Annotated in this window: 14 protein-coding genes; 9 read left to right on the top strand and 5 right to left on the bottom strand. The window is 63.5% G+C overall.

Going from position 1 to position 14,907, the window contains the following annotated elements:
* Positions 1-37 precede the first annotated feature (37 nt).
* From pilB to NOV74_RS05860, 5 genes are all read left to right on the top strand, one after another.
* On the top strand, positions 38-1,852 hold the full coding sequence (gene pilB / locus NOV74_RS05880; protein WP_257310085.1) for a type IV-A pilus assembly ATPase PilB: 1,815 nt from the start codon (positions 38-40) through the stop codon (positions 1,850-1,852).
* A gap of 86 nt (positions 1,853-1,938) precedes the next feature.
* On the top strand, positions 1,939-2,337 hold the full coding sequence (locus tag NOV74_RS05875) for a GxxExxY protein (protein WP_257310083.1): 399 nt from the start codon (positions 1,939-1,941) through the stop codon (positions 2,335-2,337).
* 55 nt (positions 2,338-2,392) lie between these two features.
* Positions 2,393-3,580, top strand: coding sequence for a type IV pilus twitching motility protein PilT (locus tag NOV74_RS05870; protein ID WP_257310081.1), 1,188 nt, complete (start codon positions 2,393-2,395; stop codon positions 3,578-3,580).
* A gap of 89 nt (positions 3,581-3,669) precedes the next feature.
* On the top strand, positions 3,670-4,872 hold the full coding sequence (locus NOV74_RS05865) for a type II secretion system F family protein (RefSeq protein WP_257310079.1): 1,203 nt from the start codon (positions 3,670-3,672) through the stop codon (positions 4,870-4,872).
* A 55-nt stretch (positions 4,873-4,927) separates the two neighbouring features.
* On the top strand, positions 4,928-5,371 hold the full coding sequence (locus NOV74_RS05860) for a type IV pilin protein (protein WP_257310077.1): 444 nt from the start codon (positions 4,928-4,930) through the stop codon (positions 5,369-5,371).
* Between the two features lie 53 nt (positions 5,372-5,424).
* Here the strand turns inward: NOV74_RS05860 and NOV74_RS05855 are convergent, their stop codons facing one another.
* The 3 genes from NOV74_RS05855 to NOV74_RS05845 form a co-directional block, all read right to left on the bottom strand.
* Positions 5,425-7,137: an alkaline phosphatase family protein gene (locus tag NOV74_RS05855; RefSeq protein ID WP_257310075.1), complete on the bottom strand. Its 1,713-nt coding sequence runs from the start codon at positions 7,135-7,137 to the stop codon at positions 5,425-5,427.
* 316 nt (positions 7,138-7,453) lie between these two features.
* Complete coding sequence (locus NOV74_RS15300; protein WP_306672286.1) at positions 7,454-8,002, bottom strand: prepilin-type N-terminal cleavage/methylation domain-containing protein; 549 nt, start codon at positions 8,000-8,002, stop codon at positions 7,454-7,456.
* 354 nt (positions 8,003-8,356) lie between these two features.
* The gene (locus tag NOV74_RS05845) at positions 8,357-9,451 is read right to left on the bottom strand and encodes a tetratricopeptide repeat protein (protein WP_257310073.1); all 1,095 of its coding nucleotides are present in this window, start codon (positions 9,449-9,451) and stop codon (positions 8,357-8,359) included.
* Positions 9,452-9,813: 362 nt separating this feature from the next.
* Here NOV74_RS05845 and NOV74_RS05840 point away from each other — a divergent pair, with 362 nt between their 5' ends.
* The 3 genes from NOV74_RS05840 (at position 9,814) to NOV74_RS05830 (ending at position 11,420) form a co-directional block, all read left to right on the top strand.
* Positions 9,814-10,038, top strand: coding sequence for a type II toxin-antitoxin system CcdA family antitoxin (locus NOV74_RS05840; protein ID WP_257310072.1), 225 nt, complete (start codon positions 9,814-9,816; stop codon positions 10,036-10,038).
* On the top strand, positions 10,038-10,355 hold the full coding sequence (locus tag NOV74_RS05835) for a CcdB family protein (protein WP_257310070.1): 318 nt from the start codon (positions 10,038-10,040) through the stop codon (positions 10,353-10,355). The genes NOV74_RS05840 and NOV74_RS05835 overlap by 1 nt, the downstream gene beginning before the upstream one ends.
* A 285-nt stretch (positions 10,356-10,640) precedes the next feature.
* A complete protein-coding gene (locus NOV74_RS05830) occupies positions 10,641-11,420 on the top strand; it encodes an enoyl-ACP reductase FabI (RefSeq protein WP_257310068.1) in 780 nt (259 codons plus the stop codon).
* Positions 11,421-11,543: 123 nt separating this feature from the next.
* Here the strand turns inward: NOV74_RS05830 and NOV74_RS05825 are convergent, their stop codons facing one another.
* Both NOV74_RS05825 and NOV74_RS05820 read right to left on the bottom strand, forming a co-directional pair.
* Entirely contained in the window at positions 11,544-12,347 is an 804-nt protein-coding gene (locus NOV74_RS05825; RefSeq protein ID WP_257310066.1) for a tetratricopeptide repeat protein, read from the bottom strand.
* A gap of 1 nt (position 12,348) precedes the next feature.
* Positions 12,349-12,819 (bottom strand): peroxiredoxin, encoded by a 471-nt coding sequence (locus NOV74_RS05820; protein WP_257310064.1) that lies wholly within the window; start codon positions 12,817-12,819, stop codon positions 12,349-12,351.
* A gap of 468 nt (positions 12,820-13,287) precedes the next feature.
* Between NOV74_RS05820 and NOV74_RS05815 the strand changes: the two genes are divergently transcribed.
* Positions 13,288-14,538, top strand: coding sequence for an L-serine ammonia-lyase, iron-sulfur-dependent, subunit alpha (locus NOV74_RS05815; RefSeq protein ID WP_257310062.1), 1,251 nt, complete (start codon positions 13,288-13,290; stop codon positions 14,536-14,538).
* Positions 14,539-14,907: the final 369 nt, after the last annotated feature.

Raw genomic sequence — 14,907 nt, 5'->3', positions numbered from 1 at the left:
CATCCGGAGGCAGCCAGTGGCAAGTAAGCTCGGGGAAATGCTAGTCAAGGCCCAGCTCATCACGGATGTACAGCTGGAAGACGTTATGAAAATCCAGCGGCGTGAAGGCGGCAAGCTCGGAAGCATCGTCGTGCGCCAGGGCTACTGTTCAGATCAGGACATCGTGAGCTTCCTCGGCATGCAGTACGGAGTTCCGGCCGCGGATCTGGAGCAATGGCCCCCTATCGATGCGGGTGTCATCGCCCTGATCCCGAAGGATCTGGCCCAGCGCCACAAGGTGTTGCCCCTCCAGCGCACGGGCAATGTGCTGACTCTGGCCATGTCGGATCCCACCGATATCTTCGCCATGGACGACGTGCGGTTCCACACCGGCTACAACGTGGATCCCGTCGTGTCCAGCGAGATGGGCTTGGTGCGGGCGGTCGAGAAGTACTATGGCGGCGCCAGTGGTGTGCGTCTTGCCGATAGCCAGGGCGGCCGCGCCACCATGGGCGGCGGACCCGCGGGGGCCGGGCCCATCGACACCACCGCAGCCAAGCCCTTCAACGAGCTGGACGAACAGTTCGACCTCCAGGAACTGGAGCAGGAGCTGGATGCCGACGCCGAGTTCGAGGCCACCGACGACGACGAGGAGAGCATCAACGTCGGCGCCCTGAAGAAGGGCAGCGAGGATGCCCCGGTGGTGAAGCTCGTGAACATGGTGCTCATCGACGCCATCAAGCGCGGGGCCTCCGACATCCACATCGAACCCTACGAAAAGAACTACCGCATCCGGTTCCGCATCGACGGCATCCTCATGGAGGTGATGCGCCCGAACCTGAAGCTGAAGGATCCCCTCACCTCCCGCGTGAAGATCCTGGCCAAGCTCAACATCGCCGAGAAGCGCCTGCCCCAGGACGGCCGCATCAAGCTCCGCGTGAACATGGGTGGCCGGCAGAAGGTCATCGACTACCGCGTGAGCATTCTGCCAACCCTGTTCGGCGAGAAGATCGTGCTGCGGCTGCTGGACAGCGACAAGCTCATGCTCGACCTCACCAAGCTCGGCTTCGAACAGGAAAGCCTGGATCGCTGGGATCGGCAGATCTCGAAGCCCTACGGCATGGTGCTGGTGACGGGGCCCACGGGATCTGGCAAGACCAACACCCTGTACTCCTCCATCGCCAAGCTCAACACGGTGGACACAAACATCCTCACCGCCGAGGATCCGGTTGAGTTCAACTTCCCCGGCATCAACCAGGTGCAGATGAAGGAGCAGATCGGCCTCAACTTCGCGGCGGCCTTGCGCTCCTTCCTCCGGCAGGATCCGAACATCATCCTGGTGGGCGAAATCCGCGACTTCGAGACGGCCGAGATCGCCATCAAGGCGAGCCTCACGGGCCATCTGGTGCTGTCCACCCTGCACACCAACGACGCCCCCAGTACCATCAACCGCCTCATGAACATGGGCGTGGAGCCGTTCCTGGTGGCCACCTCTGTGAACATCATCTGCGCCCAGCGTCTCGTGCGCCGCCTTTGCGCCAGCTGCAAAGCCGTGGACACCCACCACCAGCCCGAAGAGGCCCTGCGCGAGGTGGGGTTCACCCCGGAGGAGATCCAGCGGGGCATCACCTTCTACAAGCCCGTCGGGTGCGATATTTGCAACAAGCGTGGCTACAAGGGCCGCGTGGGCCTCTACGAGGTGCTGGAGATGTCGGAGACCCTCAAGGACATGATCCTCACCGGGGCCTCGGCCATCGAACTGCGCGAGCAGGGCCAGAAGGAGGGCATGATCACCCTCCGCCGCTCCGGGTGCCGCAAGGTCCTCGACGGCGTGACCACCATCGAAGAGATCATCCGCGAGACAGTCCTCTAGGCGCCGACCCACGTTTGCCAAGTTCTTTGACAGGATTAACAGGATTGAAAGCTGGATTAACAGGATTTTGAAAGAGTGGGACGGGAATGGTGGTTGGGGCTGTGCTGGAAGAACTTTCGGGACGTGTCATCGGCGCGGCGATGAGGGTGCATTCCACGCTGGGGTCTGGGTTCAGTGAAGCGGTGTACCAGAATGCCCTGGCCCTCGAGATGGCCCTGGGCGGCATCCCGTTCGAACGCGAAGTGCGGCTCGAAGTCCACTACCGGGGCGAGCTTGTCGGGCAGTACCGGGCAGATCTTCTGGTGGATGGATCCCTGACCCTTGAATTGAAAGCTGTCCAGGCCATCCTCCCCGAGCACGAGGTGCAAGTCGTCAATTACTTGACCGCCACCGGCCTGGAACGGGCTTTGCTCCTGAACTTCGGTGCCCGGAGCCTCCAAGTGAAGAAGAAGTTCCGGAGCCCTCGACTCCAAGAATCCTGTTAATCCTGCCTTCCATCCTGTTAATCCCGTCCAAGCAGTTGTTTTTCCCGAGGCCAGCATGAGTGACATTGGTGCCAACTACGTAGCTCCGCTGCAGCAGCTGCTCAAGACCATGGTGGAGTACGGAGGCACGGACCTTCACATCACCACGGAATCGGCGCCGCAGATCCGCATCGATGGGCGCATGGTGCCTCTCAAGCTACCCCCGCTGGACGCCTCCCAGACCCGCTGGCTTTGCTATGGCGTCATGACTGATCAGCAGAAGCACCGCCTCGAGGAGGATCTGGAGGTGGACTTCTCCTTCGGTCTCCAGGGCGTGGCCCGTTTCCGTGCCAACGTCTTCAATCAGCGGGGTGCCACGGCGGGCGTCTTCCGCACGATCCCCGAGAACATCCGCAGCTTCGAGCAGCTCAACCTGCCGCCCTCGGTCCAGGCCCTCTGCGACAAACCCCGCGGCCTGGTGCTGGTGACGGGCGTGACTGGTTCCGGCAAGTCCACGACCCTGGCCGCCATGGTGGACAAGATCAATGCCGAGGAGCCCGTCCACATCCTCACCATCGAAGACCCGGTGGAATACGTCCACAAACACAAGCGGGCACTGGTGAACCAGCGGGAGATTCACGCGGACACTCACAGCTTCAAAAAGGCCTTGCGTTCGGCCCTCCGCCAGGATCCCGACGTAGTGCTGGTGGGTGAAATGCGCGATCTGGAGACCATCGAATCGGCCCTGACCATTGCCGAGACGGGCCACCTCACCTTCGGCACCCTGCACACCAACAGTACGGTGCAGACCATCAACCGCATCATCGACGTGTTTCCCAGCCACCAGCAGGCGCAGATCCGAGCCCAGCTCTCGCTGGTGCTGGAAGGCGTCATCTGTCAGAGCCTCATCCCCAAAGCCAGTGGCAAGGGGCGGGCCCTGGCTCTGGAGATCATGATCCCCAACTCCGCCATCCGGAACCTCATCCGCGAGGACAAGGTCCACCAGATCTACGGCACCATGCAGTCCGGCCAGACCAAATACGGCATGCAGACCTTCAACCAGAGCCTGGCTGACCTGGTTCTCCGCAAGGAGATCACCCAGGAGCAGGCCTTCGAGTATTCGTCGAACGTGGATGAACTGCGGGAACTCATCAACCGGGGCGTGGGCCTCGGCTCGGCCGGTGGCCGCGGAGCTGCCGCGGCCCAGGCCACCACCACCAATCCCGCGTTGGGCGGGCGGAATCCCAACATCAAGTACACCTAGGCATTTCCCCTGCGACCATTAGTTCTTCACCACTGATCCATTCCTGCCTATCCTGAAGGCACCACCGTTCCTAGCCCGCCGAGGTCCGCATGCCCGCATACGCATGGAAAGGCAAGAATCGCATGGGGGAGGCCCAGGAGGGCGTCCTGGTGTCCGAATCCCGGGATGCCGCCGCCGCCACCCTGAAGCGCAACGGTATTGAAGTCACCACCATCGGCGCCATGGCCGCCAAGGGCACCAAGTCCTTCGGCAAGGTGAAGCCCAAGGAACTGGCCATCTTCACTCGGCAGTTCAGCGTCATGATCGACGCGGGCCTGCCCCTGGTGCAGTGCCTGGAGATCCTGGGGGCCCAGCAGCAGGACAAGGGCTTCCAGAAGATCATCGAAGCCGTGCGGGGAGACGTGGAGCAGGGTCTCACCCTCCAGGCCGCCCTCTCCAAGCATCCCAAGGCCTTCAATGACCTCTACGTGAACATGGTGGGCGCCGGCGAGAGCGGTGGCATCCTGGACGTCATCCTCCAGCGGCTGTCGGGCTACATCGAGAAGGCCGTGAAGCTCACTGCTAAGGTGAAAGGCGCGATGACCTACCCTGTGGCCGTCATCACCATCGCCATCGCCGTAGTGGTCATCATCATGGTCAAGGTGATCCCCGTCTTCTCCGCCATGTATGACGGTCTGGGCAGCAAGCTACCCTTCCCCACCCTGGTCTGCATGGCCATGTCCAATGCGCTCATCAACTACAGCTGGTTGCTCATCATCGCCATCGCTGTCATCACGATTGGCCTCCGCCAGTATTACAAGACACCGCCGGGTCGCCTCCAAATCGATGCGCTCCTATTGAAGATCCCCATCATTGGCGACGTGCTCCGAAAGGTGGCTGTGGCCCGATTCTGCCGCACCCTGGGCACCCTCATCAGCTCCGGTGTGCCCATCCTGGAAGGCATGGACATCACGGCCCGCACCGCCGGCAACATGGTCATCCAGAACGCCATCCTCAAGTCCAAGGATGCCGTGGAGCAAGGCCGCAACATCGCCACCCCCCTGGCAGAAACCAAGGTCTTCCCGCCCATGGTGGTGCAGATGGTGGGCGTGGGCGAGGCCACGGGCGCCCTGGACGCCATGCTGTCCAAGGTGGCGGATTTTTACGAAGACGAGGTGGACAACGCCGTGGCCAACCTCACCAGCCTCATGGAACCCGTCATGATCGCCATGCTCGGCGGCATCATCGGCTTTATCGTGATCGCCATGTACCTGCCCATCTTCAACCTGGCCAACGTGTTCGGGAAGGATTGACCGCGGCGGTTTCGCACGTCCCTTGCATGCTTTCCTGCGATCCCTGGAGGTCCCCATGTCCGGCCTGCTGTCCCGCTTGACGCCCCGCCGCTCCGGCAACGCCCGCGGTTTCTCCCTAATCGAGCTGTTGCTCGTAATGGCCCTCATCGGCATCATCAGCGCCATCGCCATTCCCACCTTCCTGGGCCAGCGCACCCGGGCCCGGGTCATTGGCGATGCCATGTCGAATGCCAAGGTGCTGTCCATGGCCCTTGAAACACGCAAAGCCGAGAATGGACTCTACGGCGGTGCAGGCACCTACACCTGGAAATCGGACGGAACCCGCCCCTCCACCGACATCGCCCCCAGCTTCACCCCCCAAGGTAATTCGCAGATGGATTACACCGTCGAGATCAAGAACGTGGGGTTGACCTACGTTTTATCCGTCAACAACAAGGGCGGGGGTGGGCTGGTCTACCAGACGGACCAATCCGGGAAAGAACTGGCCCGACAGCATTGACTGTTTGGTAAGCGTTCGTAAGCGGCCAGGGCCCCAAAAGGGTTCCCTGGCTTTTATTTCGATGGATTCCAGGGCGTTCGGAAGAACTCCTTCTCAATGATCGCCTTCAGTCGCTGGAATTCCTTTTCGTCGATATCGCCTTGGGCGATCAGGTCGTACCCCTTGAATTCCGTCTTCTCCGCCCCGCCTCCCTTGAGCGGCTTCAGGACCGTCAAATGATCTTCCTCTGCCTTGGCCAGGGAGACATCCGCGCCTCGTTCGCTGGCGGGTTTCTCGTAGATCATGGCCCAGAGTCCCTCTGGCAGGATGTAGGTGGCCTTGATGATGCCCTCGGTGGTGTACTCCCGGTACTCCTTGAGAGATCGCCTGAAGTGGGTGTCCCGAAGGGTGTGGAATCGGGCTGGCGCAAACGGCCGTGAGGCCAGCCGTGCGGGGTCTGGGACCTTTCCCGTAGTCAAAAGCTGGTCGGTCACATCCCGGAGATCCAGCAGGCTGAGGGCCCGGGCCGGTCCTTGGACCTGCTGTTGGGCGCAGCCAGGCGTGGCCACGACCAGGGGTACGCGCAATTCCCAGGGATCCAGGCCATAGCCATGCACCCCTCCCAGGCGAAGGGCCTTGGTGGCGTGGTAGAAGCGCTCCCCATGATCCGAGGTCAGCACCCGAAAAGCATCCTGGTAGTCCGGATCCTTGGAGAGCTGGTTCCAGATGGGAGCCCAGGCTTTGAGGATGCTCCGGATGCGGATCTGGTACGCCTGGTAGGGATCCTGGGCCGGAGGCTGCTCCACCAGGTCACGAGCCTCGATCTGTTCAAGCTGGCTGAAGGGTTTGAAACGGTTGGCTGGGATTTTCCACCAGCCTTGGATCTCCCCGAGTTCCTTCCTGGTGAGGAAAATGGGTTGATGGGCGAGGCAGGAATGGTAGATCACCCAGTCTGCTCCCCGCCCCTGTTCCAAGGTCTGGTGCAGTCCAGCCGCGGGGTTCGTCCACGGGTTGGTGGTGGGGAACACCCTCAGGATGTCCAGCCAGGCCGCAAACAGTGGCACGCGCACACCGAGGTTGGAATTGACGAAGTTCTCCCACCCCCGCGCGGGCATGGTGACCCGGTCGAACAGGTAGGTCCGCCCCGAGATGCTGATGGTGCCGCCATCATCAATGAAGAAACGCACCTTCTGACCACGTGCCTGGGCATCCTTTAGGAGCTTCAGGTTGACCTCGCCGGTCAGTTCCTCGATGGACGGCACCACGGTGGCGATGGAATAGAACTCTGGATCCCCCCCCCACAAGAGGTGATACAGCATGCGGGTGGCGGGCAGGGGGGAATAGACGTTCGGGTAGGACACACCCGCGAAGCTCTTGAACTCCGGTTGGGTCCGGAAGTCCCCCCGCATGCCGTCGATGCCCAGGAACAGTGCCTTGACCGGATGGCCGGATGGCGCGTGGGGGTGGGTCCGCTGGGCCAGCCAGAGGGGAAGTTCCGCCAGGCCGCCCCAGGCCGTCAGGCAGATAAGCAACACCCCCAAGCGCCGCAGCCCCCCCCAGCTCTGGCCCCGCCCGACTCGCCGCAAGCCCAGATAAGCCAACCCCACCGCCAGCCCGAGCAGCAGCAGGAGAGAAGCCAGGATCGGTAGACGGGAAAGGCCCGGGATGACCCACATGGCCGTGGGCACCTCCCACCAGTAGATCCAGTGGATCCAGACCAGCCCAGCCAGGGAGAGGAGGAAGCCTTGGGTCCAGGTCCAGCCAGACCGCCAGGTGCGATCAAGCACCAGCGTTCCGGCAGCCAAGGCTGCCAGCCAGCCAATAAGCCCCCCGACAAGGTACAAGGGGGCGATTTCGGCGAATACCAGCCGGAAGGCGAAGCGCTTGCCGTAGGTGGAAGTGAGCCCTTCGGTAATGAGCGATCCTAGTCCTGCGTTTGTGCCTCGGGCATCCACCCAAAACATGAGGAACAGGAGGACTAGCGCCAGGAATCCCGCGGCAAGAGGAGCGATCCACCGCCAAAAGGTTTGAAGCCTTCGCATCATTACCCCAAAAAAAACCGGAGGCTTGGTAGCCTCCGGTTTGAATCTATCAAAAACCACCCTACTCCAGCGCGCTAACCTTGGTCACGACATTCGTGCCATTGACGAGGCCGTCAATCATAACGCCACCGGCGATGAAGCCACTACCCGGCTTCTGTACGACGGTAACATTACTCACGACAGCCGTACCGCCGCCGGCTTGGGGGAACCAGACCTTGAAGGCGACCTGCCCCTTGGGCATGGTTGCCGCGATACCCTTGATGTCAGAGACAACAGCAGAGATGGCCGTGGTGGAGGTAGCCTGGGCGGAAACGATTGTCGCGAACGCCAACTGAGAGGCCACCCAAGGGCTACGGTCGCTCTTTGCTGTGTTGGTGAGATATGAATTCAGTGCCGCCGTAGTCTGACTATTCGGAGTGCCACCTTCCTTGAGCCGGTCCCACTGGCCGACCAGATCACCGATGCGGCCATTCAGGTTGGAAATGGAGGCCTTGTCACGGGCCCGGGCGCGCTGGCTGAGCAGGGCCGGAATGGCGATGGCGCTGATGATGCCGATGATAGCGAGCACGAGCAGCAGCTCGATGAGGGTAAAGCCCTTCTGGTTCTTCATGGAGATCTCCTAATGGGCGGTTGCCGCGACTGAAGGTATCAATACCTGTGCCAAGGGGCCAGGGAGAAATGGAACCATTGACGGGGAAAGGCATCAGGTGAGGTTTCCGCCTGTGGGGAGCCGCCGGGCCCAGCCTCCCGTCAAGGGACTGACGCGATGGGTCAGTGTCCCGGCTCCATTGCGTCCATCCATTCACACGTTTGCTGCTTGGAGTCGAGCCGGAGGGTTTCCTGGCCATCCAGGAGTACACATGCATGGAAAAGCAGGGACAGGATGAACAGGATTCTTAAGGATGAACAGGATTAACGACCAAAATTGCCAGCTTTAATCTTGTTAATCCAGCTTTTAATCCTGTCAATCCTGTCCAAGGTTTTCCAGCAGTTCCCGCGCCCCCCGGTGCCTGGGATCGAGATTGAGGGTTTCCTGGGCGGCTTTGCGGGCTTCGTCCTTCCTGCCGAGGTCGCGGAGGATCTGGCCTTTGCGCCACCAGGCGCCGGGGTAACCGGAACTGCCGCCTTCGAGGGGCTCGCGCAGCACCTGGTCGAGGGCGGCGAGGCCTTCAGGGCGGTGGAGGCCGCTGACGGCGGCCACTTTGCCCATCTGGAGTCGGAGCAGACTGGGGGCGTCCACTTGGGTGAGGTGCTCCTGGACGACCTGCCAGGCGAGGTCGGGCCGCCCACCGTGCAGGTAGGCGTCGCTGACGGCGGCCACGCCGCGGGCGCGGGTGCGGACGCCGGGCAGCAGACGGGAGGCTTCGGCCAGCAGTCGGGCGTTCTTCCCAGCCTCGCCCAGGGCCTTCTTGGCAGGTCGGCGGTCCAGGGCATCGAGCCACTGGCCCACCACTTCGGGATCCTGCGGCGCCTGGGCCAAGGCGCGGCCGAAATAGGGTTGGGCTTCCCACCACTGGTCTTCTTCCACCAGGACCAGGGCCTGGAGCAGATCCCCCCGGGCGGGGGCCACGCGCCGCAGCTGGTCGGCGCAGCGCAGGGCCTTCTTCGTGGAGCCGCCCAGGATCCCCGGCAGCAGCTCGTAGGCCAGCCCCAGGCTCATCCAGGCGGGGGCGAGGGTGGGGTCGGCCTGAGTGGCGGCGCGCAAATCATCCATGGCACCCAGGGCTCCCCGCAGGCTGCCGAGGTCGCGCTGACGGATGGCTTCGCCGGCCTGGGCCAGACCCCGGGCCAGGAGGGCATCCGCCAACCCCGGTTGCAGGGAGACCGCCCGGTCAGCGGCGGAGTGGGCCTCAGTGAACCGCTGCAGGCTGGACAAGGCCTGGGACTTGGCCGCCCAGGCAGCAGCGTTGGCCCCGTCCTGGCGCAGACGGGCCTCGGCTTCGGCCAGCACCTTGAGGTAGTGCCCGGCGTTGAGGTCGGCGCGGAAGGGATGAGCGGTGGATGGGGCGAGAGCGATGAGGGTGACGAGGGAGATGGGGGCCAAGGGGAGCACGGGCATCCCTCCAACAAAAGCGAAGACAGGATTAACAGGATTGAGGACAGGATGAACAGGATTGGGGGGAAGAACTTTTTTCGCCGCTGATTTCAGTGATTCCAGTGATCAAGCCAGTGAATCTTTGTCCCAGCGCGGCAAGGGCGCCAGGAAAGGTGCCAGGGCCGTGCCTTTTTCGGATGCGCGGCCCTGGCACCCTCCCTGACTTCCGGCAGAGCCGGGGGTGGCCTCTGGCCGGCCCATGTGGGAAGCATCCGGGGCCCAATCGCTGTCCATTACCGAAATCGGTGGCAGAAAGGCTTTCTCTTGGGGATTGACGATAATAGGGAAGATGCGCATGTTTAATGCGCATTCATGTCGGAGGATCCGTGGCATCCAAGAAGGCGGTCAATCTCAGCTTGGATTCCGATCTCCTGCGGCAGGCTCGGGAGCTGGGGCTCAACCTCTCGAGCGTGGCTGAGGAGGCGCTCACCTACGCTGTGAGTGTCCGGCTGGCGGAACGCTGGGCGGAGGAGAACCGGGCGGCGGTCGAGGCCTACAACCGAAGGATCGAAGCCCAGGGCGTGTTCAGCGACGGCCTCCGGACCTTCTGATGGTCTCGTATTCCGTGTTCCGGAACCCGAATCCAGGGACGAACACAGCCATTCCCTTCCTGCTGGATGTGCAATCGGAGGTTCTCTCCATGCTCGGGACGCGGTTGGTGGTGCCCCTGTACCGGACCGATGCCGCCAATGTCCACACTATGTCCCGACTGACCCCGGTGGTGGACTTCCAGGGACAGCCGCTGGTGGCCATAGTCCCGGAGTTGGCAGGCATCCCGCGGCGGGAGTTGGGGGCCATCGCGGGTGATCTGTTGTCTTCGAGGGGCGAGATCCTTGCGGCGATGGATCTGCTGCTAACGGGGTTCTGAAAATATTTTCCGCCACCGATTCGAGTGATTACAGTGATGGCAGTGATTAGGCTCCGGATGCTTCCCGCATGGGCCTGACACCCTCCCTAGAGCCCGTGCTGCGCTGGAACAGAGAATCACTGGATTGATCAGTGAAATCACTGAAATCGGTGGCTGAACATCTTTAGGCTTCAGGGTCCGGTCATCACTGGCAGCTGCGGCTTCGTCCTGACTCCGGGTATAGCGCGGTAGCGCGGGTTCGGCTATGCTAAGTGATTGTCTGCACACGACTCTGGAGGAGATCGCATGAGCGCCAAGGGTGGGTTGTTGGAGGGGAAGCGCGGGCTGATTATCGGCGTGGCGAACAAGCGGTCCATCGCCTGGGGCATCACCCAGAGGGTGGCCGAGGCCGGCGCCCAGCTCTGCCTGACCTACCAGAACGAGCGCCTGGGCGAGAATGTCCGCGAGCTGGCGGCAGACCTGAAGAATCCACTCCTCCTGCCCATGGACGTGGGCAGCGATAGCCAGATCGTCATGGCCTTCGACGAAATCCGCAAGAAGTGGGGCAAGCTCGACTTCCTGGTGCATGCCGTGGCCTACGCGCCCCGGCAGGCCCTGGAGGGCCGGTTCGTGGAGACCAGCCGCGAGGATTTCCGGGTGGCCCACGACATCAGCGCCTATTCCCTGGCGGCGGTCTGCAACGCGGCCCAGCCCCTCATGGCCGAGGGCGGCTCCATCGTGACACTCACCTACCTGGGTGGCGAACGGGTGGTGCCCGGCTACAACGTGATGGGCGTGGCCAAGGCCGCCCTGGAGTCCAGTGTGAGGTACCTGGCTGCTGACCTGGGTCCTCAGGGCATCCGCGTGAACGCCATCTCCGCCGGCCCCATCAAGACCCTGGCCTCCTCGGCCATTCCGGGCATCGGCTCCAAACTCAAGGCCCACCGCTCCCACACCCCCCTGCAGCGGGACACGGATCAACTGGAAGTGGGCGATGCCGGCGTCTTTCTCGTGAGCGACATGGGCCGCGGCATCACCGGCCAGGTGCTCTACGTGGACGGTGGCTTCAGCGTCATGGCGGGGTAGGCGTCGGGAGTTCGAAAGGCTTGGACAAGATTGACAGGATTAAGTGATTGATTAACAGGATTAAGGATTCAGTAAAGCTTTTGGGATCCTGTTAATCCGTCTTTCAATCCTGTTCATCCTGTCTCAGCTTTTCCCCTGGGGGGGCAAGGTTTTCTGGATGGCTAGGGCGCGCTGGGCGGCTTCGGAGCGCTGGGGCTTGGATAGGGAGACTTCACTCAGCTGGATGATGAGGACTTTGAAGGGATCGAGGCCCAAGCGACGGGCCAGGTACAGGTGGGCCAGGCCCTCCACGGGGTCCTTTTCGATACCTTTGCCGTTGATCAAGAGCAGGCCGTAGGCCATGCATGCGTCTGGATCGCGGTGCTGGATGCGCACCCGGTAGGCCTCGACTGCCCTCCGGTACCAGGTCACGGCTGTCCCGGGATCGACCTGGCGTTGAAGATCGCCGGCGAGAACCATGGCATCGGCATTGCCCTGGTTGCCGGATGCCCCGGCCCACCGGAGGGCTTCCGCGGGGTCTCTGGGCAGGCCCGCGCCCTGGTTCAGGGCCCGGGCTAGGAGCAGCTGGCTCTCCGCATCGCCCCCTTCGGCAGCCTTCCTGTACCAGTAGGCGGCCTTGGCGGGATCTTGCCGGAGGAAGCGGTGGCCGCCGGCCCGAAGCAGTCCCATGGTGCGCTGGTCGGCCAATCGGCCTACGGCCACGCCAGCCAGGCCTTTCCAGACTTTTCGTCCATCCCAGAGGGAAACGACCAGGAAGGCCACGGGGAATACTAGGGCCATGGAGTGCAGCAGGCGATGGAGGGCCTCACCGCTGGCACCGCCTTGGCGGTTGAGACGGATGGCCTGGATGGCTCCGGCGGCCAGGGTCACGCCCAGCGCCACCGCCAGCGGCAGGAGGGCCGCGATCCCGATGTAGGTCCAGTTCATGTCAGCCCTTCAGCTTCTTGAGGGTGTCCAGCACGTCCTGCACGTGGCCCTTCACGCTCACTTTGGGCCAGACGTGGCGGATGACGCCTTTGGGATCGATGAGGAAGGTGCTGCGGATGATGCCTTCCACTTCCTTGCCGTACATCATCTTCTTGCCGAAAGCGCCGAGCGGTTCCAGCAGGGTGCGATCGGGGTCGGAGAGCAGGCGGAAGGGGAGGCTCTGCTTGGCGATGAAGTTCTGGTGGCTCTTGAGGCTGTCGCGGCTGAGGCCGTAGACCTGGGCACCGAGGGACTGCACTCGGGCCAGGTTGTCCCGGAAGTCGCAGGCTTCCGTGGTGCAGCCGGGGGTGCTGTCCTTGGGATAGGCGTAGAGGACAGTCCAGTGGCCCTTGAGGTCGGCGGCCGTGACCGTCGTGCCCTGGTCGTCCTGGAGGGAGAAGGCGGGAAGGGGCTGTCCAACGAGAGCGCTCATGGGCCGTAGCCTAATCTGGACCCGCGCTCCTGGATAGGAGATCCGGCACAGGGCGGGCTAAGTTCGTGGGTTGCTGGGGAGGATGGGGCGGGGCCCGAAAGCACTGGGAACAGCCGAGACTGGATTAACAAGTTTCAAAAGACAAGATTTGCCGCTGATTCCAGTGATGACGGTGATAAAGCGGGTTTCGGATAGACGCCGCACGGGCCCGCCGATGGCGGCCTCCGGCTCGGCCGGAGGTCAGGGTGGGTGCCGCCACCGCGCCCCCTAAAAGGCGCGGCGGTGGCACCCATCCTGGAGCCCATGCTCGGGCGCGAACGGCCAATCACCGCAACCACGGAAATCAGCGGCTAAAAAACTTTTCCCTGGAATGCTGTGGAGACTCCGGAACGAGGGGGCAGTGGCCACCCGGGGCCTGTGACCGGGGACAAGCCTGGATGCGGACAGAATGGGGCCGCGGAGATGACCATGGACCTGACCGAGTATCTGGATGCCGAATGGAAGCCAGCCCTGGGCTGTACCGAGCCAGCCGCGGTGGCCCATGCTGCCAGCTTGGCTGCAGCACAGGGAACGGGGGCCATCCATGAGGTGCGCCTAGTTGTGGACCCCCGCACCTACAAGAACTGCCACGCGGTCGGCCTCCCCAATAGCGGCGGCCGCACGGGCATCCTCTGGGCGCTGGCCCTGGGTGCCTGCCTGCCGGACCCCTCCCTGGGTCTGGGCTGCTTTGCGGCGGTGGACGCGGCGATGCTCGCGGCCGCGGCGGACCTGATCGCCCGGGAGGCCATCCACATCCAGGTCGATTCCTCCCGTGCCGAACTCTCCATCGATTGCGCTGTGGCACGCGAGGGCGGCACGGGGCGGGCCGTGCTGGAAGTGGAGCACACGCACCTGGCGCGACTGGAAGCGAATGGCGTGCAGGTGGGCGGCAGCCCTGCCCGGATCGGGGCCGAGGGCGCGCCGTCCGTGCGGGCTACGGTAGGGGCCATGGGCCTCCAGGAACTGCGGAAGCTGGCGACCACGCTTTCAGAGGGCGATCGCCAGCGGCTGCGGGAAGGGGCGGCCTACAACCTGGCCATGGCCGAACATGGGGTGTCCCTGTTGCCTGCGGGCTTCGTGCCACCGCCAGGACAGGACCTCATGACCCGACTCTCCCGGCTGGTGGCCGCCGGGGTGTTCGCGCGCATGTCCGGCGAACCCCTCATGGTCGTGTCCCTGGCGGGCTCCGGGAACAAGGGGATCACCGTGTCTGTGCCGGTCACGGCGTGGGGCCAGGCTGGCGGCCACACCCAGGCCCGCATCGACGAGGCGCTGGCCTTCGGCTGTCTGGTGACCACCGCCACCACGCAGCGCCTGGGCACCTTGTCCGCTGTGTGCGGTGCCGCCAATGCCGCGGGCATCGGCATCGCCTTGGCCATCCTCCTGCTGGAGGGGGCGACCCCGGCGCAGATGGATCTGGCCGTGGCCAACATGGTAGGCAACGTGGCGGGCATGATCTGCGATGGCGCCAAGATCGGCTGCGCCATGAAGGCGATGACGGGCGTGGACGCAGCGTTCCGCTCGGCCACCCTGGCCCTGGCGAACTTCGGCATCCCCGCCACGGACGGCATCGTGGGGGTGGACGGGGACACCTCCCTGGCCAACCTGGGCCGCCTGGCCCGCCGCGGCATGACCGGGGTGGACGCCGAGGTGCTGGAGATCATGCAGGCGAAGCTCTGAAGCTCTTGGAAAAGCAGGGACAGGATGAACAGGATCAAGGGCTTCGATTAACAGGATCTGCTTATCGGCGAGCCTCAGCCTGAAAGTCTGAAACCGCAGAGGTCGCAGATGGGCGCAGAAAAGGCGTCCATAAGCGGAGGAAAGAACCATGCACCTGGCGCTCCAGCCAGGATATCCGGGCCTCCGGCCCCAGGTCGCGCTTCGCGCGGCCTGCTTCGTGGGCGGTGGCCATGGCGGCCCCTGGAAGCCGCCCGGAGTCGCCGCCCGCGGAGGGATATCCGCGGTGAGCCCGGCCCCTTCTGCGCCCTCTGTGTGCGCCCAACGGGCGCTTCTGTGCCTTCTGTGTTCCTGCTTTTCTGGCTGAGATTC

The organism is Geothrix fuzhouensis, assembly GCF_024609325.1.
GTDB classification, from domain to species: Bacteria; Acidobacteriota; Holophagae; order Holophagales; family Holophagaceae; genus Geothrix; species Geothrix fuzhouensis.
This window is presented reverse-complemented; position numbering and strand designations above follow the sequence as displayed.

What these genes read in the sequence shown, in the direction of transcription:
- NOV74_RS15300 (WP_306672286.1), bottom strand. Translation starts at nt 8,002, where the DNA reads ATGAAGAACCAGAAGGGCTTTACCCTCATCGAGCTGCTGCTCGTGCTC.
- NOV74_RS05845 (WP_257310073.1), bottom strand. Translation starts at nt 9,451, where the DNA reads ATGCCCGTGCTCCCCTTGGCCCCCATCTCCCTCGTCACCCTCATCGCT.
- NOV74_RS05860 (WP_257310077.1), top strand. Translation starts at nt 4,928, where the DNA reads ATGTCCGGCCTGCTGTCCCGCTTGACGCCCCGCCGCTCCGGCAACGCC.
- NOV74_RS05830 (WP_257310068.1), top strand. Translation starts at nt 10,641, where the DNA reads ATGAGCGCCAAGGGTGGGTTGTTGGAGGGGAAGCGCGGGCTGATTATC.
- NOV74_RS05815 (WP_257310062.1), top strand. Translation starts at nt 13,288, where the DNA reads ATGGACCTGACCGAGTATCTGGATGCCGAATGGAAGCCAGCCCTGGGC.
- NOV74_RS05835 (WP_257310070.1), top strand. Translation starts at nt 10,038, where the DNA reads ATGGTCTCGTATTCCGTGTTCCGGAACCCGAATCCAGGGACGAACACA.
- NOV74_RS05875 (WP_257310083.1), top strand. Translation starts at nt 1,939, where the DNA reads ATGGTGGTTGGGGCTGTGCTGGAAGAACTTTCGGGACGTGTCATCGGC.
- NOV74_RS05825 (WP_257310066.1), bottom strand. Translation starts at nt 12,347, where the DNA reads ATGAACTGGACCTACATCGGGATCGCGGCCCTCCTGCCGCTGGCGGTG.
- pilB (WP_257310085.1), top strand. Translation starts at nt 38, where the DNA reads ATGCTAGTCAAGGCCCAGCTCATCACGGATGTACAGCTGGAAGACGTT.
- NOV74_RS05870 (WP_257310081.1), top strand. Translation starts at nt 2,393, where the DNA reads ATGAGTGACATTGGTGCCAACTACGTAGCTCCGCTGCAGCAGCTGCTC.
- NOV74_RS05820 (WP_257310064.1), bottom strand. Translation starts at nt 12,819, where the DNA reads ATGAGCGCTCTCGTTGGACAGCCCCTTCCCGCCTTCTCCCTCCAGGAC.
- NOV74_RS05865 (WP_257310079.1), top strand. Translation starts at nt 3,670, where the DNA reads ATGCCCGCATACGCATGGAAAGGCAAGAATCGCATGGGGGAGGCCCAG.